At 64.0% G+C, this 21,437-nt stretch carries 18 protein-coding genes; 10 read left to right on the forward strand and 8 right to left on the reverse strand.

Annotated features, from left to right (window positions below; translation table 11 throughout):
• The first annotated feature begins 52 nt into the window (after window positions 1-52).
• Window positions 53-841: an SDR family oxidoreductase gene (locus tag ACX80T_RS02570; RefSeq protein WP_116777960.1), complete on the forward strand. Its 789-nt coding sequence runs from the start codon at window positions 53-55 to the stop codon at window positions 839-841.
• 221 nt (window positions 842-1,062) lie between these two features.
• Here ACX80T_RS02570 and ACX80T_RS02575 read toward each other — a convergent pair whose 3' ends face one another.
• On the reverse strand, window positions 1,063-2,550 hold the full coding sequence (locus tag ACX80T_RS02575) for a glyceraldehyde-3-phosphate dehydrogenase (RefSeq protein WP_272942583.1): 1,488 nt from the start codon (window positions 2,548-2,550) through the stop codon (window positions 1,063-1,065).
• A 270-nt stretch (window positions 2,551-2,820) separates the two neighbouring features.
• Window positions 2,821-3,588 carry a sigma-70 family RNA polymerase sigma factor gene (locus tag ACX80T_RS02580; RefSeq protein WP_116777959.1) on the reverse strand — a complete coding sequence of 256 codons (768 nt, stop codon included), beginning with the start codon at window positions 3,586-3,588 and terminating at the stop codon, window positions 2,821-2,823.
• Window positions 3,589-3,668: 80 nt separating this feature from the next.
• Between ACX80T_RS02580 and ACX80T_RS02585 the strand changes: the two genes are divergently transcribed.
• The gene (locus tag ACX80T_RS02585; protein ID WP_019484130.1) at window positions 3,669-3,899 is read left to right on the forward strand and encodes a YgaP family membrane protein; all 231 of its coding nucleotides are present in this window, start codon (window positions 3,669-3,671) and stop codon (window positions 3,897-3,899) included.
• 179 nt (window positions 3,900-4,078) lie between these two features.
• The gene (locus ACX80T_RS02590) at window positions 4,079-5,035 is read left to right on the forward strand and encodes an acyl-CoA thioesterase (protein WP_116777958.1); all 957 of its coding nucleotides are present in this window, start codon (window positions 4,079-4,081) and stop codon (window positions 5,033-5,035) included.
• On the opposite strand, the gene ACX80T_RS02595 is transcribed toward ACX80T_RS02590, so the two are convergent.
• The 3 genes from ACX80T_RS02595 to ACX80T_RS02605 form a co-directional block, all read right to left on the reverse strand.
• Window positions 5,032-6,210, reverse strand: coding sequence for a thermonuclease family protein (locus ACX80T_RS02595; protein ID WP_459303611.1), 1,179 nt, complete (start codon window positions 6,208-6,210; stop codon window positions 5,032-5,034). The two genes, ACX80T_RS02590 and ACX80T_RS02595, sit on opposite strands and share 4 nt — an antisense overlap.
• Window positions 6,211-6,365: 155 nt before the next feature.
• The gene (locus ACX80T_RS02600; RefSeq protein WP_459303612.1) at window positions 6,366-7,640 is read right to left on the reverse strand and encodes a M20 family metallo-hydrolase; all 1,275 of its coding nucleotides are present in this window, start codon (window positions 7,638-7,640) and stop codon (window positions 6,366-6,368) included.
• A gap of 52 nt (window positions 7,641-7,692) precedes the next feature.
• The gene (locus ACX80T_RS02605; protein ID WP_459303613.1) at window positions 7,693-9,348 is read right to left on the reverse strand and encodes a thiamine pyrophosphate-dependent enzyme; all 1,656 of its coding nucleotides are present in this window, start codon (window positions 9,346-9,348) and stop codon (window positions 7,693-7,695) included.
• Between the two features lie 226 nt (window positions 9,349-9,574).
• Here ACX80T_RS02605 and ACX80T_RS02610 point away from each other — a divergent pair, with 226 nt between their 5' ends.
• The 6 genes from ACX80T_RS02610 (at window position 9,575) to ACX80T_RS02635 (ending at window position 16,115) form a co-directional block, all read left to right on the forward strand.
• The gene (locus ACX80T_RS02610; protein ID WP_459303614.1) at window positions 9,575-10,651 is read left to right on the forward strand and encodes a helix-turn-helix domain-containing protein; all 1,077 of its coding nucleotides are present in this window, start codon (window positions 9,575-9,577) and stop codon (window positions 10,649-10,651) included.
• A 214-nt stretch (window positions 10,652-10,865) separates the two neighbouring features.
• Window positions 10,866-11,966, forward strand: a complete 1,101-nt coding sequence (locus ACX80T_RS02615; protein ID WP_459303615.1) for a C4-dicarboxylate TRAP transporter substrate-binding protein — start codon at window positions 10,866-10,868, stop codon at window positions 11,964-11,966.
• Window positions 11,967-11,990: 24 nt separating this feature from the next.
• The gene (locus ACX80T_RS02620; protein WP_459303616.1) at window positions 11,991-12,542 is read left to right on the forward strand and encodes a TRAP transporter small permease subunit; all 552 of its coding nucleotides are present in this window, start codon (window positions 11,991-11,993) and stop codon (window positions 12,540-12,542) included.
• Complete coding sequence (locus ACX80T_RS02625; RefSeq protein WP_459303617.1) at window positions 12,542-13,912, forward strand: TRAP transporter large permease; 1,371 nt, start codon at window positions 12,542-12,544, stop codon at window positions 13,910-13,912. Before ACX80T_RS02620 ends, ACX80T_RS02625 begins: the two co-directional genes overlap by 1 nt.
• A 113-nt stretch (window positions 13,913-14,025) precedes the next feature.
• A complete protein-coding gene (locus ACX80T_RS02630; protein ID WP_459303618.1) occupies window positions 14,026-14,676 on the forward strand; it encodes an RraA family protein in 651 nt (216 codons plus the stop codon).
• A gap of 62 nt (window positions 14,677-14,738) precedes the next feature.
• Entirely contained in the window at window positions 14,739-16,115 is a 1,377-nt protein-coding gene (locus tag ACX80T_RS02635) for an NAD-dependent succinate-semialdehyde dehydrogenase (protein WP_459303619.1), read from the forward strand.
• A 43-nt stretch (window positions 16,116-16,158) separates the two neighbouring features.
• Here ACX80T_RS02635 and ACX80T_RS02640 read toward each other — a convergent pair whose 3' ends face one another.
• The gene (locus tag ACX80T_RS02640) at window positions 16,159-17,289 is read right to left on the reverse strand and encodes an MFS transporter (RefSeq protein WP_459303620.1); all 1,131 of its coding nucleotides are present in this window, start codon (window positions 17,287-17,289) and stop codon (window positions 16,159-16,161) included.
• A 49-nt stretch (window positions 17,290-17,338) separates the two neighbouring features.
• Window positions 17,339-18,076: a GntR family transcriptional regulator gene (locus tag ACX80T_RS02645; RefSeq protein WP_459303621.1), complete on the reverse strand. Its 738-nt coding sequence runs from the start codon at window positions 18,074-18,076 to the stop codon at window positions 17,339-17,341.
• Window positions 18,077-18,129: 53 nt separating this feature from the next.
• Here ACX80T_RS02645 and ACX80T_RS02650 point away from each other — a divergent pair, with 53 nt between their 5' ends.
• The gene (locus ACX80T_RS02650) at window positions 18,130-20,979 is read left to right on the forward strand and encodes an FAD-binding and (Fe-S)-binding domain-containing protein (RefSeq protein WP_116778053.1); all 2,850 of its coding nucleotides are present in this window, start codon (window positions 18,130-18,132) and stop codon (window positions 20,977-20,979) included.
• Here the strand turns inward: ACX80T_RS02650 and ACX80T_RS02655 are convergent, their stop codons facing one another.
• A complete protein-coding gene (locus ACX80T_RS02655) occupies window positions 20,980-21,429 on the reverse strand; it encodes a pyridoxamine 5'-phosphate oxidase family protein (protein ID WP_024475891.1) in 450 nt (149 codons plus the stop codon).
• Between the last annotated feature and the right edge of the window lie 8 nt (window positions 21,430-21,437).

A 21,437-nucleotide genomic window follows, 5' to 3' on the forward strand; every position in this document is an offset into this window, starting at 1 on the left:
CCGGTCCGCTGCGCTCTGGTCCGTCGGAGCGGGCAGGCGTAGCCTAGGGGCCATGATGAGAGTGGTTGTGGTCGGGGGTACTGGTCTGGTGGGACACCATCTGGTGGACGAATGCGTGAGACGAGGCCACCAAACGCGGTCGGTCAGCCGTCACCTTCCCGCCCACCACTCGCCGCGGTGGGTCGCCGGTGCCGAGCACATGGCAGCCGATGTGACGACCGGGGAGGGCCTGACGGATGCGCTGGCCGAGGCCGATGTCCTGATTGACGTCCTCGACGGACAGTTCGGAAAAGGTCAGCGGGCGCTCGACGACGGCGCTCTGAACCTGCTTACCGCAGCCCGAGAGGCAGGAATCGCGCGGGCTGTGGTGCTCTCGATTGTCAACTGTGACCTGGCGGCGTTCTCCTACTATCGGGCCAAGGTGCGCCAGGAGAAGATCTACCAGAATTCGTCGATTCCATCAGTGGTGGTCCGGGCTACCCAGTTCCACAACTTTCTGACGGTAGTGTTCGACGGCGGGCGCAAGGCCGGAGTACTTCCTGTCCTGAAGAACGCCGTGTTTCAGCCGATCGCCGTTCAGGATGTGGCAGGTGCGCTGGCCGACGCGGCAACCCATCAGCCGATACCCCAGGGGACCATCAACGTCGGCGGCCCACAAGTGCTGGAAATGGCCGAGCTGGCTCGCATCTACCGCGACGTCACAGGAGCAACCGGCCGCCAGATCACCCTGCCGCTGCCGGGTGCTCTCGGGAAGTTCTTCAGTAGCGGCGAGAATCTTGCCCGCGACTCGGCCGTCAACGGCTTGACCTTCGAGGCCTGGCTGCGCCTGCGCTCGGTCTGATGAGGCCAGACATCCCGGTCATGTCCCGACGGCGCTCGCACAGCGTACGGACCTGCACGCAAACACGCCGGGGGTACGCAGCACCAGGGCGCCCCTCCACACAGAACCGCCGGTTAGGTCCAGAGTCGCCGCTTGCAAGCGGCGACTCTGTGCCCAACCGGCGGTTCTATGGTCGCCCCCACAGGTCGCCTCGAGGGGCGCCTTCGTGCGGGCGGCGTGTTTCAGCCCGCCGAGGCCGAGGACCGCACTGTCGCGGCGACGGGTTCCTTGGCCGGGAACGACGGCGGGTTCACGCCGGCCATCTCTTCCATCACCCGGACCACCTGGCAGCTGTAGCCGAACTCGTTGTCGTACCAGACATAGAGCACCAGGTTGGTGCCGTTCGCGATGGTCGCCAGTCCATCGACAATCCCGGCCCGGCGGGAGCCGACAAAGTCGGTGGAGACGACGTCGGGCGAGTCGATGTAGTCGACCTGTTTGCGCAAATCGGAGTGCAGCGACGTTTCGCGCAGGTAGGTGTTGACCTCGTCCTTACTGGTCCCGTCGGCCAGGGTCAGGTTGAGGATTGCGATCGAGACATCGGGGGTCGGCACGCGGATGGAGCTGCCGGTCAGTTTGCCCTCGAGCTCGGGGAGCGCCTTCGCGACGGCCTTCGCCGCACCGGTCTCGGTGATGACCATGTTCAGCGCCGCTGAACGGCCACGCCGGTCACCCTGGTGGAAGTTGTCGATCAGGTTCTGGTCATTAGTGAACGAGTGCACCGTCTCCACATGCCCGTGCACCACACCGAACCGGTCATTGATGGCCTTCAACACGGGGGTGATGGCGTTGGTGGTGCAGGACGCGGCGGTGACGATCTGGTCCGTGGGCAGAATGGTGTTGTGGTTGATGCCATGCACAATGTTCTTCAGCGCACCCTTGCCCGGCGCCGTCAAAAGCACCCGGGCAATGCCCTTGCTCTGCAGGTGCTTGGACAGCCCTTCCTCGTCGCGCCAGCGTCCGGTGTTGTCGACCAGCAGGGCGTCCTTGATGCCGTAGGCGGTGTAGTCGACGGTGGACGGGTCGTTCGAGTAGATCACCTGGATGTGCACGCCGTTGGCGGTAATCGTGTTGGCTTCTTCGTCGATCCGGATGGTGCCCTCAAAGCTGCCATGCACCGAGTCGCGGCGGAGCAGGCTGGCCCGCTTCATCAGGTCGTTGTCGGCGCCCTTACGGACCACAATGGCGCGCAACCGCAGCCCGTGGCCACCGCCGGCCTTCTCGATCAGGAGCCGTGCCACCAGGCGGCCGATGCGCCCGAAACCATAGAGCACGACGTCGGTGCTGGTGCGTTCGTCGGCCCCGCGCTTGTCGACGACGTCGGCCAGCTCCGCGCGGAGGAAGTCCTCCAGGGAGGCGCCACCGCCGTCGGCCTTGAACTTCTGGGTCAGCCGGGCAATATCGATGGCCGCGGCGCCCAGATCAAGGTCCACCAGGGTGCGCAGGAGCGGCGCGGTTTCCTCGAGGAACAACTCTTCCTTGCTGATCCGGCGGGCAAACCGGTGGGCTTTGAGGATGTTCATGGCCGACTTATTGATGAGGCTGCGGCCGTGGATGCTGATCACCACGTTGTTTTCGCGGTACAGCCGCCCGATGACGGGGATCATTCCCTCCGCAAGAGCCTCTCGGCTCATCCATGTGTCAAGGCATTCCGATGGGTCGCGGTGCACTGTCAATCCCTTCCTGCCGCTGGGTTCTCCAGCGTTGTGTGCGGCCCGCCGCGGACCTGGTCGAATAGGTCTGGCGCGGCTGGCTCATGCGCGCGGCCGCCCGGACGACGGCGTCGGGGGCGGGGATGGTGCGCGGGTGATAGGTCAAGAATATCGTCCCGACACCGATTGGCGGTAAATGGTCACGGCGACGCAACGCAGCCGAAACAGCCAGCGCGCATGCTGGAGCCATGAAGCGACCCCTGTCCCATGCGGCGACGGCCGAGGGCTTCACCTTTCGGACGTACGGTCGTATTCGTCGACTTCCTGACGGAAAGAAGCGAGTGCTTTGATCAGTCGAGGCGCTGGCGTGGACTTGGGGGATGGGTGGGACAGGGCTGAGCGTAAGCCAACGAGGGCCTGGGCCAGGGGTGGGCAGTGCGGACAGTGTCTGAGGTGCGCTTCGATATGCCGCTGAGTTTCGTCGGCGAGGGTCCCCTCAAGGTAAGGGGCTAGGGAGTCCCGGGCCTGCCGGCAGTCGGCGGTTTGTCGTTCGATCGTCCCGCTGGTCTTTGCCAGGATTTGGACCATGCGTAATCGCGCCCGCTGCAGGCGTTTATGTGCGGCTGCTTCAGAAAAGCCTCCTAGATCGGCGATCTCAGCTGCGCTCCAATCCAGACTGTCATGCAGAACGAGCATCATCCTGTCCTGTACGGGGAGTTGCGCCAGTCCGGCGCGGAGATGTTGTTCGTCCTCTGCCTGTTCAATCACGGCGAGCGGATCTGGGACCGTCATTGCCCGAAGATCCTCATTGGCTGGCACAGTCAGGGGTGCGTTCCGCCCCGCAAGGTCTTTACTACGGTTGATCAGGATGCGGTGCAGCCACGTGGCCAACGAGGCGTCGCCGCGGTACGTGCCCTGGGCACGCCACGCCCGTTCGAGAGTGTCCTGAACCAGGTCGTCGGCGTCGATGCCTTTCGGCGCAGTCCGTTGCGCCAATCGTCGAAGTCGCGGCATTTCGGCGCTAAGCGCGGTAAGAAATTCTTCGGATGACAGCATTGCCGCACGCTCCTACGTCCAGTTCCGCTCGGTGAACCGTCTAACAGAGTATCCGCGAAGGACAGAGGAAAGGAAAGACGATGGAATTCGTGAAGTTTATGCGCAGCAGCAGCGGTCGGATCCTGCGCATCACGGCTGGAGTGGTACTGGCCCTGGTGGGTGTTTTTGCCGTGGAGGGTGCCGGCGGGATAGCCCTGGTGCTGGTCGGTTTCGTAATGATCGCGGCTGGGGTGGTCAACTTTTGCCTGCTCGGACCGCTGTTCCACACCGATGTGTGGGGCAATCCAAAGCGGACATCTGAGCGCGCATAATGTCCGCGGCTTGCGCCAAGATAGCTGGCTGAATCAGCGAAGTGACGGGCCGGAGCAGGGTGGCTGACGCCAACCACCCGAGCGGCGGCCCGGATCTGTGCCCCGTTGAGACCACCTGATTTGACTAGGTTCGGTCCTGCACCGATGAGCGCCAGTTCCAGATGCGCAATACTGACTCAATGAATCAGACCAACTCGGTAACCCTGCGCTTCCTCGCTGCTCCCACCGACCTAGGACACAGTGGTTCCGTCGACGCCGGGACGGTGCTGGAATGGGTGGATAAGGCAGCCTACGCTGCCGCCGTCGGGTGGGCGAAAAGTTACTGCGTCACCGCGTACGTCGGCAATATCCACTTCGCTGATCCGGTGAATGTGGGCGACATGGTGGAGGTCGAGGCAACCATTGTGTACACCGGGCGGTCGTCGCTGCACATCCAGACCGTGGTGTCCTCCGGTGACGTCAAAGGCGGCGACGCGTCAATGCGCAGCCAATGCCTGGTGATTTTCGTAGCGGTCGGACCGGATGGCAAGCCTGTTCCAGTACCACCGTTCGAACCGTCAACCCCCGAAGAGGTCAGCCGCCGGGACGCGGCGAAGGCCCGGATCGCTGTGCGCGAGGAAATTGTCGAGGCAATGCGCGGACAGGTCTACACCGACGAAGGGACCGCCGAAAAAGTTACCCTGCGGTTCCTCGCGGCGCCGACCGACGTGAACTGGGGTGGCAAAGTGCACGGCGGCACGGTGATGGATTGGATCGATGAGGCCGCCTACGTCTGTTCGGCCCGGTACTGCGGCCAGGACACCGTGGCGGTGTTCTCCGGTGGGGTGCGGTTCTATCGGCCGCTGCTGATCGGGGACGTGGTGGAGGTGGAAGCCCGCCTGGTCTATACGGGCAACAAGGGAATGCACATCGCCGTCCACGTCAGGTCCGGAAAACCGACCGACGAGGACATGAATCTGACCACCTACTGCCTCACCGTGATGGTGGCCAGGGATGCGAACGGCACAGCTGTCGCCGTCCCGGGGTGGATACCCCGGTCCGAAGAGGACCGCCGACTTGAGGCGCATGCGCGGGAGCTGCTGGAAATCCGGGGGCGCGCGCCGGGGAACCGGCTGCCCAACCACCTGACCCGTTAGGGGCAGGGCTTCCAGGTCTTCCCACCGGGGGCGTAACACCGGGGACCGGTATAACCCGGGAAGGGCTCCTGCGCCGGCGGTGGAGGCTGCACGACCGGAGGGGCGGGTTGCGGAGCTGGCGGAACGTAGGGCGCGGGAAGGTTTCGGACGCGCTCCCGTTCGGCTTCGGCGAGCCTTTCAGCTTCCAAAGCGGCAGCCTCGGCTGCCAGACGATCCGCTTCGGCCCGCTCGGCCGCCTCTTTTCGTTCCTGCTCAGCCACTGCTGCAGCTGCTGCCCGTTCTTTCTGCTCCGCCGCCACACGGGCTGCCTCCGCCTTCTTCGCTGCAGCGTCTGCCTTGGCCTCTGCTTCCTCAGACTTGAGCGTCTCGGCCTCGGCTTCAATTGAGGCAAGCCTCGATTCCCCGGAATCGATCGTTGCCGACAGCCCGGACAGGAGAGAAACTCCGGCGGCCGTCGAATGCGCGAGCCAGCGAACTGATTGTTCACCCGCTTTCAGAGCGCTATGCAGGGCCTTGGCTGCGACCAGGGCCACAGCCAGGCTCCCGACCGTCGCCGCCGCTGCCGCGGCTGTAGCGCCGACGGGCTGTTCCATGGCCTCGGTGACGGCCGCCGCAGCCTGCTCAATTTCGGCCGGGACAGTGCACTCCGCCGCAGGATCATAAAGACCCGTTTCGTTGGCGGTGGCCTCAGCCTGAGCGTCCCGAACGAGGTCGAAATACTTGCTGTTCGGTTCGAAAAGGACTGCTATGCCCAGCCCCTGACGGGCAATCTCCGCATTGACCAATGTGCCGTCCTCCAAGGCGACGGCCGCTAGCACACGGTCGTATTGGTCGGTCCTTTCGACGTCGAAGTCCAGGCCCACCGTGGTGCCAGGTGGCAACATGCTCTCCAGGAAGGCCGTCGCTTCAGGGCCGAGACACTCTATCGCCTTATCTGGGTGCTTTGTCTCAGGGGTGTCTACGTTGAGGAGCCGGACCCTCTGGTCCTCACCTTCAAAGTTGATGACCAATGTGTCACCGTCGATGATCCGGACCACCTCGCCGGTTTGGGCGTCCGCGCTTGCGGTACCGCACCCCGCAACCCCTGCAACGACAGACACCGCCAGGATGACTGCTGTTGAATAACGACGACGCTTCCGAGCGAAAAATCCCGACGACGGGCTGGTTTCCTGCATTGATTCCCCATCTTGCTAGGACCTGAAACACGAGTGGTGGTTGATCAAACCGGGCAACCGGCTGATCAACCACCCTAGCGTTGTTTAACTGTGTTTTCCGGCCCTGCGTCGAGGCACCTTGCAGCCGAACTTATTGCCCGGATGCGGGCGGGATATCACTGGTCCAGTACGCCCTCAGCCAGCTGCCCGACTACTCCCATCAGCATGTGCAAGCCGGCCAGAATGTCCTCGTCACGAGTGTATTCATGCTCGTTGTGTGAGATACCTTCAACCGACGGCACAAACAACATGACAGTGGGAACAACGTCCTTCATATTCGTTGAGTCATGCCCGGCGAGGGTCTGGACCCGTCCCTTACTCAGACCAAGGTCAGCGGCCACCTTCTCAGCCAAATCCACACCCTCCGGCTGATACGGCGTCACGGGCCAGCGGTGCTTTTCGTTCTTCTCGATGACAACGTTCGCTGCTTCCTTGATGGCGGCAACCCGCTCATCGAGCATCTTGTCAGCTCGAGCCAGCACCTCTTCGTCAGCCGAGCGCAGGTCCAGAAGCAGGTTCACCCGCGACGGCACCACAACCGGTGAGTTGGGGTAAACATCAAGCTGTCCTACTGATGTGTGGAGCACCCCGGGAAAGAGGTCGGCCACCTCGCGGGCGGCAACAACCAGCATCGAAGCACCAAGGAGGGCATCCTTGCGATCAGCGATCACGGTGGAACCGGTATGCGACTGCTCGCCGATGACCACAAACTCGTACTTGTTGGCGGCCCAGTTCGAATCGACCAGCCCGATGACAACGCCGTCGCGCTCCATGCTTCGGCCCTGCTCAATGTGAATCTCGGCGGCATACGCTGCGCGGGGCGCGGGTCCCTCGCCCCGGCAGCCAATGGAATCCAGTGCCTCGCGCACGCTCACGCCCTGCGTGTCAGTGATCGCCAGGGCGGTGTCGATGTCGAGTTTTCCGGTGTAGACCGAGCTGCCAAGCATCGAGGGTTCGAAGCGCGCCCCTTCTTCGTTGAACCAATTGACGACGGCGATGTTGTACTTGGGTGTCCGGCCGGACTCCCGATACTTGGCTGCGAGCCGGAAAGCGGTGTGGGCTGCGGCAAGCACGCCGTATGCACCGTCGTAGCGGCCCGCCGTTGGCTGTGAATCCAGGTGCGAACCCACCAAAATGTAAGGTGCATCCGGAACCAGATCCAGGAGGCCGAACTGGTTACCGATCTCGTCGAAGGTCACCGTGAAGCCAGCTCCCTGCAACAGGGTGGTGAGCCATGCCCGCTGCTCGCCGTCGGCTGCCGAGCCAGCCAGGCGGTGGACGCCGCCATTTGCTGTGGCGCCAAAGGTGCAGAGGGTCGCGAAATCAGCGATGAATTTGGCGTCGTCCCCGGTGAAGTTGGCTGGATTTGGTTCAGTGATTGTGGTTCCCATTGTTGTTCCTGACGGTTGAGGTGGGCGGCGCGTGTCGGGGCAGCTGGACCGGTTAGGCGTCGGAGGTCTTCGGCGCGCGGGTCGTTGGATCCTGGATCAGGTGCAGCACGGCGGGCTTGCCGCTGGCGATCGCCCGTCGGAAGGCATCCCGAAATTGTTCGGTGTGCTCGACGCGTTCGCCGTGGCCACCGAAGGACTCCGCCCAGGCCGCAAAATCAGGGTTCGTGAGGTGAGTGCCGGAGGGCCGGCCAGGGTAGTGGAGCTCCTGATGCTCACGAATTGTCGCGAAGCAACCGTTGTCCGCCACGATGGAGATGAACGCGCTGCCGTAGCCGATGGCGGTCGCGATTTCCTGGCCATTCATCATGAAGTCGCCGTCACCCTCCACCGCGATCACCTGCCGGCCCGGGAACATCAGGCTGGCCGCAACAGCGGCCGGGACGCCCATCCCCATGGCGCCATTGCGCGGGGCGGCCAATGAGTTGGCCGAGGTGTGCTGCAGGTAGCGTCCCGGCCAAATGGCGTGATTCCCCGCCCCGTACGTGATGACGGCGTCGTGGTCCAGTTCCGTCCGGAGAATGTCCATGCACAGCCCGAGATCCACCCCGGATCCCCCATCAGGGCGTGGCGTCGAGAACGCCTCGTAGTCTGCCCGGGCGTCCTTGAGCCATTCGGCTGGAACACTGGTGGTGAACTGGTGGCCTGTGAGCGCGGCCGCAAATTCCTTGACACCGGTCACTATGTGCTGGTCCAGCCGGCCAAAGTGACCCAGCGTATCTCCTGGCATAGCGACGACCGTTTCGGCGTTGAGTCCACGGGTGTAACCGTCGCTCAGCACGTCAGCCCGGGTGCAGCCGATGAACAGCAGCAGGTCGGCTTCGTCGACGCGGCGCGCCAGCCTGTCGCTGCGACCATAGCCGAGCGAACCGACGTAGCTGTTCCCGCCGTCGAGCAGGTGTGGGACCGCATCGTAGGCACGGAAATCGGAGGCGATCGGGATGTTTCGTGCCGCCGCCCAGCGGGCCAGCGCCTCGCCCGCGTTCTGGGTCCAGCCTTCACCGCCGACAATGATCATCGGCTTCAGCGCTGCACCGACGCGCTGACCCAATTCTTCCAGCGCAGGCCGAGCTGGTTCCGTGGAGGCGAGAGCCCGCGGTTTGACGGGGGCTCCGCCCTCGACCAGTTCTGTCAGAACGTCTTCCGGCAGCCCAATCACCACGGGGCCGGGCCGGCCGCTTAGCGCGGTGTGAATCGCATCGTCAACGACGACGGCGGCGGAGGCGGGGTGGTCAAGCGTCACCACCTTTTTGGCTGTGCTACCAAACCAGGCGTTGACGTCGAACTCCTGGAAGGATTCCCGGCCACGATCAACCCGGGGGATCAGTCCAATGAACAAAATGAGGGGAGTGGCGTCCTGATACGCGGTGTGCACAGCGATGAAAGCGTTGGCGGCACCCGGGCCTCTGGTCACCAGGGCGACGCCGGGGAGGTCACTGAGGCGGCCCTCGGCGAGGGCCATGAATCCTGCGCCGCCTTCGTGGCGCGTCACCACGGTGGAGATCGACGAGTCGTGCAGCGCGTCCAGCACATCAAGGTAGCTCTCGCCTGGGACGGCGTAGACGCGGCGGATCCCCGCGGCCTCCAGTTGGGCCACAATCAGGTGACCGGCAGAACTGGAGGCGGGCAGTGGTTCGGTGGCGGTGCTCAAAATCTTGTGACCTTCCGTCAAGCTGTTGCAGCGCCATCGGTGGGCGCTTCCCATCAATCGTGCCATCGGAGATTTCGCTTGGGAGTGACCATAGCGAACGGTTTTCGGCCAGTAGGATGTGCTTATGCACACCCCGCCACCTTCAAGTTCCGCACTATCCAGAACCGCAGACAATGACGAGCATTGGGTCCGACTAGTCACAGGCCTCAAAGCCAGGCTCCCGCACATGCAGGACCAGTTCGTGCAGCAGGTCCAGGACATCAGCGACTACGCCGGGGACGCGGTGCCCGTCGCGGACCTGCGGCACGCGGCGTCTGCCTCACTGGGCCTCATCATCGACGCGATTTCCGGCAAGCAGCACTATCCGCGCATGCTCAGCTTCGCTTCCAACATTGGCACCAGGCGGGCCCGGCAGGGACTCTCAGCTGATGCGCTGATGTCTGCTGTGCGGCTTGATTTCCCGGTCATCTGGTCGACACTTCTGGAGATGGCAGAACCGGAGGATGCGCTCCTGTTGGCGACCCGGGTCGAAGAGGTCTGGCGGGTGGTGGACGACTACGCCGAAAGTACGCGCTCGGCCTATATCGACACCAGGATCAGGATGGCGCAGGAAGAGACTGCCGTACGTCAAGAATTCATCTCTGCCCTGTTCGGGGCCCAGGGTCGGCTGGTTGAGACGCGCGACCGGTTTGCCAAGGCTTTTGGTATCAGCATCGATGCCACATTCGCGATTGCCGCCGCCACCGGGCGTGGTGCTGTCCAGCTCAGACAGCTCACCGCCTTCCCCAGCGGACGCACGGCCGTGTTCCTGCATGAGGCAGAGGACTACACCTATGCCTTCTGGCCCGAAGCCGGTCACGATACGGGAGGTGCCAGAGGGCGCCCGCCAGCAATCGACTCTATTGCCTGCGGTTTGGCCCTGACATCTGGGGGATTGGCAGGGCTGGCGGCGGCCGCCAGGGTGGCGGCAGCCCTCTCGGTGCTTTCGGGGCCCAGAGCCTCGGTGCCGAAGACTGTCGACAGCGACTGGCCGCGACTGGCGCGCTCCCGGATGGACGCCATCGGCGTGGAGTTGGGCGCTGTCCTGGACAATCAGCTCACGGAGGCCCGGACCGAAGAAGTCGACCGTATGCGCGAGACCATTCTGTGTTTTCTGCAGAACGGGAGCATCAGTGCAACGGCGACCGAGCTGTACTGCCACCGCAACACAGTCCTGAACCGCCTCCGCCGGTTCCGGGAAATCACGGGGCTGGATATGACGGTTCCCGCCGAAGCAGCCCGAATCGTTATCGCCTGGTCGTAGTCCATGACCGCCCTCCGGGGTGGGGTCCCCCTGCGAACAAGGGGGCAATGTGCTTCTGCACAAACTGGGTTATCCAAACGTGTGTGATTCCGTCTTGTGAGCCACGTCTCCCGACTTGGATAGTGAATGACCAGCGCCGAGAAGTCGTCTCCGCCCTCCACCGAGGGTTGGTAGAGCTCGGGCCCGCTGAGAATCGTTCAATGGAAGGTAATCCATGCTGAAGAAGAAACTTGCTCCCGCAGCAGTCCTGGCGACAGCCGCACTCCTGTTAACGGCTTGCGGTGGTGGGGACCAAGGGAGTGGCGCCGGAGGGGAAACTTTTGAGCTGAAACTCGCTTCGTACCAGCCGCCCACCGCTGCCGAACCAACGGCAACCGAACAATGGGCCGAACGAATCGAGGAAGAAACCGATGGCCGGGTGTCAATCGAGTTCTTCTATCAGGAAGCGCTGCTCCCAGGGGCTGAGACACTCCAGGGCGTTGCCGACGGGCGTGCAGACATGGGCTACATCGCTGACGCCTACTACCCGGCGCAGCTGCCTCTGACCAACGTGGCCGGGCTGCCGTTCGTCACCGAGAGCCCTGAAGCCCAGGGCAAGGCCTTCGCCCAGCTGTATAAGGAGAATGAGGCTTTCAAGGCTGAATGGGATGCACAGGGCGTCCACGTCCTCACCTGGGCACCGGTCCCCCCGAACGTGGTTGCCGTGAAGGAGAAGGCCGAGAGCCTGAAGGACCTTGAAGGCCAGCAGATCCGCGCCATCGGCTATTCGGGTCCCGCGTTCGAGATGGCCGGCATGAGCCCGGTTGCCATCTCCCAGAGCGAAGTTTACGAGGCTCTGCAACGCGGCGTACTGAGCGGCACTTCCGGCGGATCATTCGACATCCTGACCGACCGTGATTATCAGGAAGTGGCCCCCCACTTCATGGACCTGAATTCGGGCAACTACGCGGTCACGATGAACGTCATCAACCAGGATATTTGGGACAGCATGCCGGAGGACATCCAGGGCATCATCAACGAGGCAAGCGCCGACTACACGGAGATCTACATTGAAGCTCTGGCCGAGCAAGAGACAGCCGCCTGTGAGGAACTGATCGACGCCGGTGGCACCGTTACCATCCTCACCGACGAGCAGACCGCAGACTGGGAAGCGGAGGCGAAACCTGCAGTCCTCGAGCAGTGGATGGATGATGCGTCGTCCAACTCGGATGCCGATCCCCAGGCGTTCTACGACGCGTACACGGCTGTTCTGAGCGAACTCGAAGCCGACGCGACCTACGAGCCAGCCCTTCAGCGTTGCGCGGCCGAGCAGTAATGATCGAGGCGAGACTTTCCTCCAATGAGCGAACAGCTAACTGAAGAGGGCGGAGGCCGCACCCGGCGGGCCATCATCATCGTGGCGCGGGTCCTGGCGGCGATCTCCGGCCTACTTATTGTTCTCATGATGGTATCGACAGTTGCCGATGTCAGTAGGCGTCAGTTCCTGGGCGAGGCCATCCCCGGCGTCATCGAAATGGGAGAAGTGCTGATGGTGGCGACCGTGTTTCTTGGCCTGGCCTATACGGAAATTGGCGGCAAGCACGTCAACATGACGCTGGTGATCCGAAAGCTTCCTCCGCGCATGGCTGCCATCGCCAACACCGTAGGGCTCCTGCTCGTCCTCTTCGTGGTCGGCTGGATGGTCTATGTAACAGGTGAACGGGCCATCGAAGCCACCGAAGCTCAGGAGTATCGGTTCGGTCTGGTGCAGATTCCAGTCTGGCCAGCGAGAATCGCACTTGCCGTCGGCCTAACCGCCTATTTTCTGGCCCTGGTGGCACGTCTTCCGGGCAATATTCGAAATATCACGGCGCCACGCCAGGCACCGGCCGATGAAGGGAGGGTCGCCTGATGGAAGTCTTTCCAGTCGTCGTTTCGATCATCATGCTTCTGTTCCTGCTGTTCGCGGGAATTCCCGTCGCAATCGCGTTGGGCACCACCGGAATCATCGGTCTGCTGATCCTTGAAGGTTTTGGCCTGGCCAGCAGCGTGATCGCTGGCACCTCCTACACCGCCGTCGGCAGAGCGAACCTTGTGGTCGTTCCCATGTTCATTCTGATGGGGATGCTCACGCTGCATAGCGGGATAGCCGAACAACTTTTCGCCCTGGCCTCCAAGGCGTTGAAGAGGTTGCCCGGCGGCCTCGCGGTGTCCACCATTTTCGCGTCCGCCGGATTCGGTGCTGTGACAGGTTCAAGCCTGGCATCGGTCGGAACCCTCGGGCGCACCGCAATTACGGAGATGATCCGGCACGGCTACAACAAGTCTTTCGCCTCAGCGGCGGTAGCAGTCTCAGGCTCGCTGGCTGTGCTGATCCCTCCGAGCATCATCCTGGTGCTGTACGGGTCCATCACAGGTGAGTCAGTGGGTGCACTTTTGCTGGCAGGCATCATCCCGGGCATCATCTCGGCAGTGGGTCTTGCTGGCTTTGCCATCCTGCGGGCATCGCGGAAGCCGTCCCTGGTGTCCGGCAACCCGACAACACTGGTAGCGAGTCCGGGCGTTGCCACTAATCTGACGGATTCTACAGGCGACGGTGGTGTGAAGCTCAGCCTCGGATCTGCGGTGCGTGCGCTGGTCGCAATTGTGCTGATCTTCACGATCGTCATCGGCGGCATTTACTCGGGCTTCTTTACCCCAAGCGAGTCTGCGGCCATTGGCGCAGTTGTTGCTCTGCTGCTGCTCGTGACCCAGTACCTGAAACGGCCGAAGGAACTGATCGGGAAACTCTCGCTCGCCCTGCGGGAGACCGTGTCATTGAACTCGATGATCTTCCTGATTTTGGTGGGCGCTGGAATATTCTCCTACTTCCTCGTCGCGGCGGGGGTGCCGTCCGCACTCTCCGAGTTTGTTGTCGGGCTGCCGTTGGCACCGGAACTTGTAGTGATTATGTTGCTGCTGGTTCTGATACCTGGCGGAATGTTCCTGGATTCAATCTCGCTCCTAGTCATCACCGTGCCCCTCGTCTACCAGCCGATCATGGAACTCGGATTCGATGGGATCTGGCTGGGCATTCTCGTCGTCAAGCTGATCGAGTTGGGCATGATTACACCGCCCATCGGTCTGAACGCGTTCGTCACGGCCGGGACAACGCCCGGCCTGCACGTGGACGAAGTCTTCAAGGGAATCTTCCCGTACTACATTGCAGACTTCGTCATCATCGCCGTGCTATTCGCGTTCCCCGAAATTGTGACGTTCCTACCTGAAATGTCTTCCGCTTAGCAATAGCACTTACGGCGGCTTCACGGGACGCGGTCCGGCTCACACGTTGGGTCGCGTCCCGTGAACTGCGCTTTCATCAAGACCACACTTCAACGCAAACGATAGGCACACTGATGGTCCAATCACCGGACATGGACGATGTTGCCGGACTACTTGCCCGGCTCAGCAGCGTCGAATTCCCCACTCTCGGGCACTTCCTGGAAGAGGGCTTCTGCGACCCGAAAATACGGTCGATGGTCCCGGTCGCGCGGATGGTGGGCATCGCCTCGACGGCGCGCGTTCGTGACGCCGACGCAGTCGCTGTCAACCAGGCGCTGCTCCGGCTGAAACCGGGCGAAGTCCTTGTCCTGGACCTGGACGGCGATCACGGACATGCCGCCGTCGGCGCGGTCACCAGCGCCGCCGCTCAAGCCCAGGGTGCGGCAGGGATCCTCGTTGATGGGGCGGTGACCGACCTTCACGAACTTAACTCGACGGCCGATGGGCGGCTTCCCCTGCCCATCTTTGCGCGAGGCACCACCTGCAGGACTACCAAGCGCAAGGGGTCCGGGCAGGCCGAATTCAACATCCCGGTCACCATCGGCGGCGTGACGGTCTGCCCGGGCGATATCGTGTTGGGTGACATCAACGGAGCTCTCGTGGTCACGCCAGAGGATGCTGCGAGAGTGGTTGACCAGGCTCTCGCGTCCGATGACGCGGAGCCCAGTATCCTCCGTCGCATCGCATCAGGTGAACCCCTGGATCAGATCCTTTATCTGGGCTGATCCGTTACCCGTCGCCTACCGACAGACAAGCCACCGAGGTGGGACCAACGAAGGAGCACCATATGAGTTTTTACGCCGTCACTAACCCGGCCACCGGTGAGACCGTCAGGGAATTCCCCACGGCTACCGACACGGACATTCAGAACGCGTTGGTCTCCGCCGACGGCGCATTCCGGCAGTGGAAGAGTAGCCCCGTCAACGATCGCGTGAAGATGCTCAATCGGGTTGCTGATCTGTACGCCGAACGTCGGACCGAGCTGGCAGGGATCATCACCCAGGAGATGGGCAAACCCATCACCCAGGCCGGGATCGAGATCGACATTGTCGTATCGATCTACCGCTATTACGCGGACAACGGCCCGACGTTGCTTGAGGATGAGGAGCTCGACGTCGTCGCCGGGGGCACAGCCGTGGTCCGAAAGGAGGGCCTCGGTGTTCTGCTCGGCATCATGCCCTGGAACTTCCCGTACTACCAGGTGGCACGCTTCGCTGCTCCCAACCTGATGAACGGCAACACCATCCTGCTCAAGCACGCCCCACAGTGTCCCGAATCGGCGCTGGCGATGGAACAGATTTTCGTTGAGGCGGGTGCGTTGGAGGGAAGTTACATCAACATCTTCGCCACCAACGAGCAGGTCGCCGACATCATTGCTGATCCCCGGGTTCAGGGTGTCTCGCTCACAGGTTCTGAGCGGGCGGGATCAGCCGTTGCGGAGATCGCCGGTCGGAACCTGAAGAAGGTGGTGCTCGAACTCGGTGGCTCCGACCCCTACCTGTTGTTCGACACGAAAAGCGTCGACGCATCAGTCAAGCAGGCCGTCGCCGGCCGGATGGTCAACGGCGGTCAGGCCTGCAACGCTGCGAAGCGCTTCATCGTCATGGAAGATATCTATGACGAATTTGTCGAGAAGTTCACGCGGGCGCTCTCGGCTATCGTTCCTGGCGATCCAACGAACCCGAAGACCTTCCTCGGGCCACTGTCCTCACAGGCGGCAGCGGACAATCTGGCCAAGCAGGTTGAGTCAGCTGTGGCCGAGGGCGCCGTCGTCCGCACCGGAGGCTCCAAGATCAGCGAGGATTCGTCCTTTTTCCAGCCAACCGTGCTGACCGATGTCACTCCCGACATGGCAGTTTTTCGTCAGGAACTCTTTGGCCCGGCAGCCATGGTGTTCAGTGCCGCCACCGAGGAGGAAGCTGTCCGCCTCGCCAACGACACTCCCTTCGGGCTGGGTGCATCCATCCACACCGACGACGTCGACAAGGCCCATCGGGTCGCCGAACAGATCGAGGCGGGCATGGTGTACATCAACGAACCGGGTGGCACCGCAGCCGAACTGCCATTCGGCGGTGTCAAACGGTCCGGTGTAGGCCGTGAACTGGGACGGTTCGGGATGGACGAGTTCGTTAACAAGAAGCTGGTTCGCACCGCGGCTCGCTGATCGGCGGCGGTGCGCTCAACCCAGGGATAGCCACCAGAATTCCTCAGGAACGAGCCGCTGCCAGCACTCCCAGCGTCGCCACCCCGGCCATGGCCACCGCCATGGCCGGGTATCCGCCCAGGATTCCCGCCAACAGGGGGCCCGCCGCCGGGGCCAAGGCGCCCACCGCCGTCACCGGTGCGACAAACACTCCCTGCACCGCCCCGAAGTTCGACGTGCCCCACCGGTCGGCAACCGCTGTCGCCTGGAGCAGAGTGACGCAGCCGCGGACCGCGCCAGCCAGAACCGTCACGCCGATGAGCACGAACGCCGGACCGGGGAGCAGGCCCAGCAGCCACAGGCAGGCCGCGCCAGCGGCCAGCAACAGGACAGCGCGCCGCACCGGGTTGGACCCGCCAGGCAGCACAGCAAAGAACAGTCGACCGATGACCTGGCCCACGCCGATCAGGCTGAACGCGAGCACCGCGGTCCGGTAGTCGAAACCGCGTTCCAGAAGCAGCGGGATCAGGTTGAACGTCACCGCGAACAGGGCCAGGGTCGCCGCGGCGACGGCCACCTGCAGCATGATGAACCGGCGGCTGCGGGTTGTCGTACGGACGTCTTGGGTGACCGCCTGCCGTGACTGTGCCGGCGACGGAACCGTCCAGTGGACGTTGAGGAAAAACCAGTGCAGCGGAATGGTGATCACAGCTAACGCACTTGCAAGCACCAGATAGGCGGACCGCCAGCCGATGCTCTCGATCAGCAACGCCGTCAGGGGGGCATAGATGGGGGACGCGAACCCGGCGACGAGTGTCAGGGTGGTCAAGGCTTTCACTCGGGCCGGCCCATACCAGCGGGTCAAAACCACGAACGCCGGTTGATAAAACACCGCGGCCTGCGCCAGACCTGCCACCAGCCAAGCGGCGACAAACACCGGCAGATTAGGGGCTGCCGCTACTAGCAGCAACGCCGCGACGCCGATCAGACTGCCGGTCACCATCAGGCGCCGCGGCCCCGTCTGATCTAGCAACCGACCCACCCAGATCCCCACCACCGCTGAAACGATCAGACCGGCGGAGAAGGCGGCGGTGATCGCCGCAGCACTCCACCCGGTGTCCCGAGCGATGGGTACCACTGCCACGGGCAGTGAGTAGTACAACAGCCCCCAACTCGTGGTCTGAGTGATACACATTGCCGCCAGCCCACCCCGGGGGCGGTTTCCTGCCTCCTCCGTCACCGGGCTACCCGCCGCGCTCGTCGGCCACCGGATCGATCAGGTCCGCCCAGAGAGAGGTGCCGCTGCCATCGGGTGCCTCCCGCAGCAGGAGCCTTCCGGTGGATTCAAGGTGGCGGCGCATCGCGGAACCTGCGGCCACGGGGTCGCCGTCGTCGATGGCGTCCAGAATGGGCCGGTGCTCCCGGTAGACATCCTTCAGGGAACGGGATTTCTTGATCGTGGAAGCGCCAACCAGCCGGGTGGCGTCGCGAAGGTTCTCGATAATCCGGGCGGCGTGGGCATTGCCGGCGAGATCCAGCAGCAACCCATGCAGCCGCTGATCATGCAGCATGAACGCGGATTCGTCGCCCGCGAGGACAGCCGCCTGCATTGCCGAGTGTTCGTCATGCAACGCGGAGCGGTCGGCGTCGGTGGCGCGGACCGCCGCCCGCTCCGCTGCGGGGACCTCCAGGGCAAGCCGGACGGCGATGATCTCGGTCAGCTCCCGCGCTCCCGGCAGCACCACGCGGAAACCACGGTTGCGTTCGAAGGCCACCATCCCGGTTTCCGCCAACCGGAGCAGCGCATCGCGGACCGGGCTGCGGGAGACGCCCAACTCATCCGCCAACCGGTAGACGGAATACAGCTCACCGGGGACGAAGCTGCCGTTCCGGATCCCCTCCCGCACGGCCTCAATGGTCCGCTCGGTCAGGGACGGCGGCCGGGCGGCGGGGACGTGGGCGTCGTCGACGGCGGGTGACATGACTCCAAGGGTAATGGACGAGTGGACTGGACATGATGAGTAACATGTTACTCATGGCAATGACGCTCACAGCACCCACCTCCCTGGTCGTTGAACTTCAGTCCAGGGGAGTCTCCGACGTGCGGATCGACGCAACGTCCCGGGCGACCTACTCGTCCGACGCGTCCCTGTACCGGGTGCAGCCGACGGCGGTGGTCTTTCCCCGGCACCTCGACGAGGTCCTCGCGACGCTCGAGGTCTGCCGGGAGCGCGGCATCCCCTTCACCTCCCGCGGCGCCGGCACATCCCTGGCTGGCAACTCCATTGGCACCGGAGTGGTCATCGACTTCAGCCGCCACCTCAATAGAGTCCTGGAGTTCGACGCCGAAACCCGCACCGCCGTCGTCGAACCCGGCGCCGTCCACGCCACACTACAGAAGGTGGCCCTAGCGAACGGGTTGCGCTTCGGCCCCGACCCGTCCACCCACACCCGCTGCACCGTCGGCGGGATGATCGGCAACAACGCCTGCGGGTCCCGCGCGCTCGCCTACGGACGCACCGCCGACAACGTGACCCACCTCGACGTGGTTACCGGGTCCGGCGCCAGGCTTTATCTCGGCGCGCAGGGCACGCCGTCGTCGTCGGAGACCGACGCGCTGCGCTCGCTGGTGGCCGCAGAACTGGGCACCATCAGAACTGAACTCGGCCGCTTCGGCCGGCAGGTCTCCGGGTACTCCCTCGAACACCTGCTCCCGGAACGTGGGTTCGATCTCCGCCGGGCGCTGGTCGGCAGCGAAGGGACGCTCGCCGTCGTGCTTGAAGCGGGAGTGCGGCTGGTCGCTGACGCACCGCACAAGACCATGGTGGTGCTCGGGTTCGAGACCATTGGCGACGCCGGCGACGCCGTCACCAGCGTCCTACCCTTCAAGCCCACCGCCTGCGAGGGCCTGGACTCGCGGATCGTCGACGTGGTTCGCACCCGAAAGGGCCCGCAGGCGGTGCCCGAACTGCCCGGCGGCGCGGCCTGGCTGTTCGTCGAAATCTCCGGGGACGACGCCGTCGACGTCGCCGACCGCGCGGGTCGCCTCAGCGCCATTGCGCAGGCTAAACATGCCCGCATCATCACCGACCCGCGGGAGGCGCTGGCGCTGTGGCGGATCCGCGAGGACGGCGGCGGACTCGCCGGCCGCTCACCGGCGGGCGCCCCCGCCCACGCCGGGTGGGAAGACGCAGCCGTCCCGCCTGAACGGCTGGGTGATTACCTCCGCGAATTCGACGAACTGCTGCTGACCCACCACCTCACCGGGTTCCCGTTCGGGCATTTCGGCGACGGCTGCGTCCACATCCGTCTCGACTTCCCGCTGGCACGCCATGGCACCACGGTGTTCCGGGAGTTCCTCACCGACGCGGCGAAGCTGGTGGCCCGCTACGGCGGCTCGCTCTCCGGGGAACACGGCGACGGCCGTGCCCGCAGCGAACTCCTGTCCTACATGTATTCGCCCGCCGCCATCGCGCTCTTCGGGAAGGTCAAGGGCATTCTCGACCCGGACAACATCCTCAACCCCGGGATCCTCGTCAACCCTGAGCCACTCGACGCGAACGTGCGGGTGGCGGAAGCGGGGCCGTTACGCTCGAGGCTCGGTTTTGGTTACCTGCACGACGACGGCGATTTCAGCCAGGCGGTGCACCGCTGCACCGGGGTGGGGCTGTGCCGGGCCTCGCACGCGGACAACAGCTCGGTGATGTGCCCGTCATATCTCGCGACGCGTGAGGAAAAGGATTCCACCCGCGGCCGGGCACGGGTGCTGCAGGAAATGATCAACGGGTCAGTCACGGGTGGCGCCAAGGGCGGGGCACCGAACTGGCGTGCGCCAGAGGTGCACGATGCCCTGGACCTCTGCCTCTCCTGCAAGGGCTGCGCCTCGGACTGTCCCACCGGTATCGACATGGCCGCCTACAAGGCCGAGGTGCTGCATCAGAGCTACCAGGGTCGGATCCGGCCGGCCTCGCACTACTCGTTGGGTTGGCTGCCCCGGTGGGCGAAACTGGCATCACTCGCCCCGCGCCTGGTAAACGCTCTGGTCCGGTTGCCCGGTGCCCGCCAGCTGGGGCTCCGGCTGGCGGGCGTCGACCAGCGGCGGTCCATCCCAGCGTTCGCACCGCAGACCTTTCACTCCTGGTTCAACGCGCGTCCCGCCGCTCCGTCTGGTGACCGGCCACCGGTGCTCCTCTGGGCGGATTCGTTCACCAACAACTTCTCCCCGGAAGTGGGACAGGCCGCGGTACGCGTCCTGGAAGCCGCCGGCTACCAGGTCAGGATCCCCGACGCACCGGTGTGCTGCGGCCTCACCTGGATTTCGACCGGCCAGCTCGACTCGGCCCGGAAGATCCTGCGGTCAAGTGTCACCGTGCTTGGAGCGTCGGTGGACCAGGGGATTCCGATCGTGGGTCTTGAACCGTCCTGCACTGGCGTACTTAGGTCCGACGCCGTCGAGCTGCTCGGGCAGGCGGCGGCCGGCCGGGTGGCCGCCGCCACCCACACCCTCGCAGAATTCCTCGCGAAGACCCCCGACTACACCCCACCGTCATTGGAAGGAACCACTGTTGTTGCGCAGCCGCACTGCCATCACCATGCGGTGATGGGCTGGAGCCCCGACGCAGCACTCCTTGAAGGTGCCGGTGCCACGGTTCAGAAACTCGGCGGGTGCTGCGGGCTGGCAGGCAACTTCGGTGTGGAGCGGGGGCATTACGAGATTTCGGTGGCCGTGGCGGAGCAGCAACTCCTGCCTGCCGTGCGGGCCTCAGCGGACGACGCCGTCGTGCTGGCTGACGGCTATTCCTGCCGGACCCAGCTGGAGGACCTCAGCGAGCGCCGCGGCATCCACCTGGCGCAGTTGCTGGACCCCGCGAGGACCGCTGACTAGCTAGTGGGCCGGGTGGACCCGCCGCCCACTAACCTTTTGCGCGGTGATGCCGAAGAACACGTTCCGTTGGCCGGGCGCCCAGGGCTCGTCGGCCCGGCTGCCCCAAAGGGTCTTCAGCAGCTCCGGATCGTTGATGCGTTCCAGAGTGCCGTTGACCAGAATGGTCCAGCCGCGGCGCGTGACGGTATCAATGTGGTCCAGCTGGAATGCCGCCCGCTCCAGCTGACTGGTGGCAATGACCCCCTCCTCGGCGGTACGAAAGTACACGGCGCGGTCATGAATGATGCAGTTCAACGGAAAAATGGTGACCAACCCGTCATGCAGGAACCCGATCCGCCCGGTTGTCTGCCCCGCCATCAACGCCCAGCATTCGTCGGCGTTCAGCTGCTCGGACGCACGCAAGAGGCCGGGGGTGTCCCAGAACTCGTCGTTAACGGTGGGCATGCTCATGAGGGCCT

The organism is Arthrobacter sp. Sr33, assembly GCF_054511195.1.

Coding starts and splice junctions, on each gene's coding strand:
- ACX80T_RS02570 (WP_116777960.1), top strand. CDS start 53: ATGATGAGAGTGGTTGTGGTCGGGGGTACTGGTCTGGTGGGACACCAT.
- ACX80T_RS02580 (WP_116777959.1), bottom strand. CDS start 3,588: ATGCTGTCATCCGAAGAATTTCTTACCGCGCTTAGCGCCGAAATGCCG.
- ACX80T_RS02585 (WP_019484130.1), top strand. CDS start 3,669: ATGGAATTCGTGAAGTTTATGCGCAGCAGCAGCGGTCGGATCCTGCGC.
- ACX80T_RS02590 (WP_116777958.1), top strand. CDS start 4,079: ATGAATCAGACCAACTCGGTAACCCTGCGCTTCCTCGCTGCTCCCACC.
- ACX80T_RS02595 (WP_459303611.1), bottom strand. CDS start 6,210: ATGCAGGAAACCAGCCCGTCGTCGGGATTTTTCGCTCGGAAGCGTCGT.
- ACX80T_RS02600 (WP_459303612.1), bottom strand. CDS start 7,640: ATGGGAACCACAATCACTGAACCAAATCCAGCCAACTTCACCGGGGAC.
- ACX80T_RS02610 (WP_459303614.1), top strand. CDS start 9,575: ATGCAGGACCAGTTCGTGCAGCAGGTCCAGGACATCAGCGACTACGCC.
- ACX80T_RS02615 (WP_459303615.1), top strand. CDS start 10,866: ATGCTGAAGAAGAAACTTGCTCCCGCAGCAGTCCTGGCGACAGCCGCA.
- ACX80T_RS02620 (WP_459303616.1), top strand. CDS start 11,991: ATGAGCGAACAGCTAACTGAAGAGGGCGGAGGCCGCACCCGGCGGGCC.
- ACX80T_RS02625 (WP_459303617.1), top strand. CDS start 12,542: ATGGAAGTCTTTCCAGTCGTCGTTTCGATCATCATGCTTCTGTTCCTG.
- ACX80T_RS02630 (WP_459303618.1), top strand. CDS start 14,026: ATGGTCCAATCACCGGACATGGACGATGTTGCCGGACTACTTGCCCGG.
- ACX80T_RS02635 (WP_459303619.1), top strand. CDS start 14,739: ATGAGTTTTTACGCCGTCACTAACCCGGCCACCGGTGAGACCGTCAGG.
- ACX80T_RS02640 (WP_459303620.1), bottom strand. CDS start 17,289: ATGTGTATCACTCAGACCACGAGTTGGGGGCTGTTGTACTACTCACTG.
- ACX80T_RS02645 (WP_459303621.1), bottom strand. CDS start 18,076: ATGTCACCCGCCGTCGACGACGCCCACGTCCCCGCCGCCCGGCCGCCG.
- ACX80T_RS02650 (WP_116778053.1), top strand. CDS start 18,130: ATGGCAATGACGCTCACAGCACCCACCTCCCTGGTCGTTGAACTTCAG.
- ACX80T_RS02655 (WP_024475891.1), bottom strand. CDS start 21,429: ATGAGCATGCCCACCGTTAACGACGAGTTCTGGGACACCCCCGGCCTC.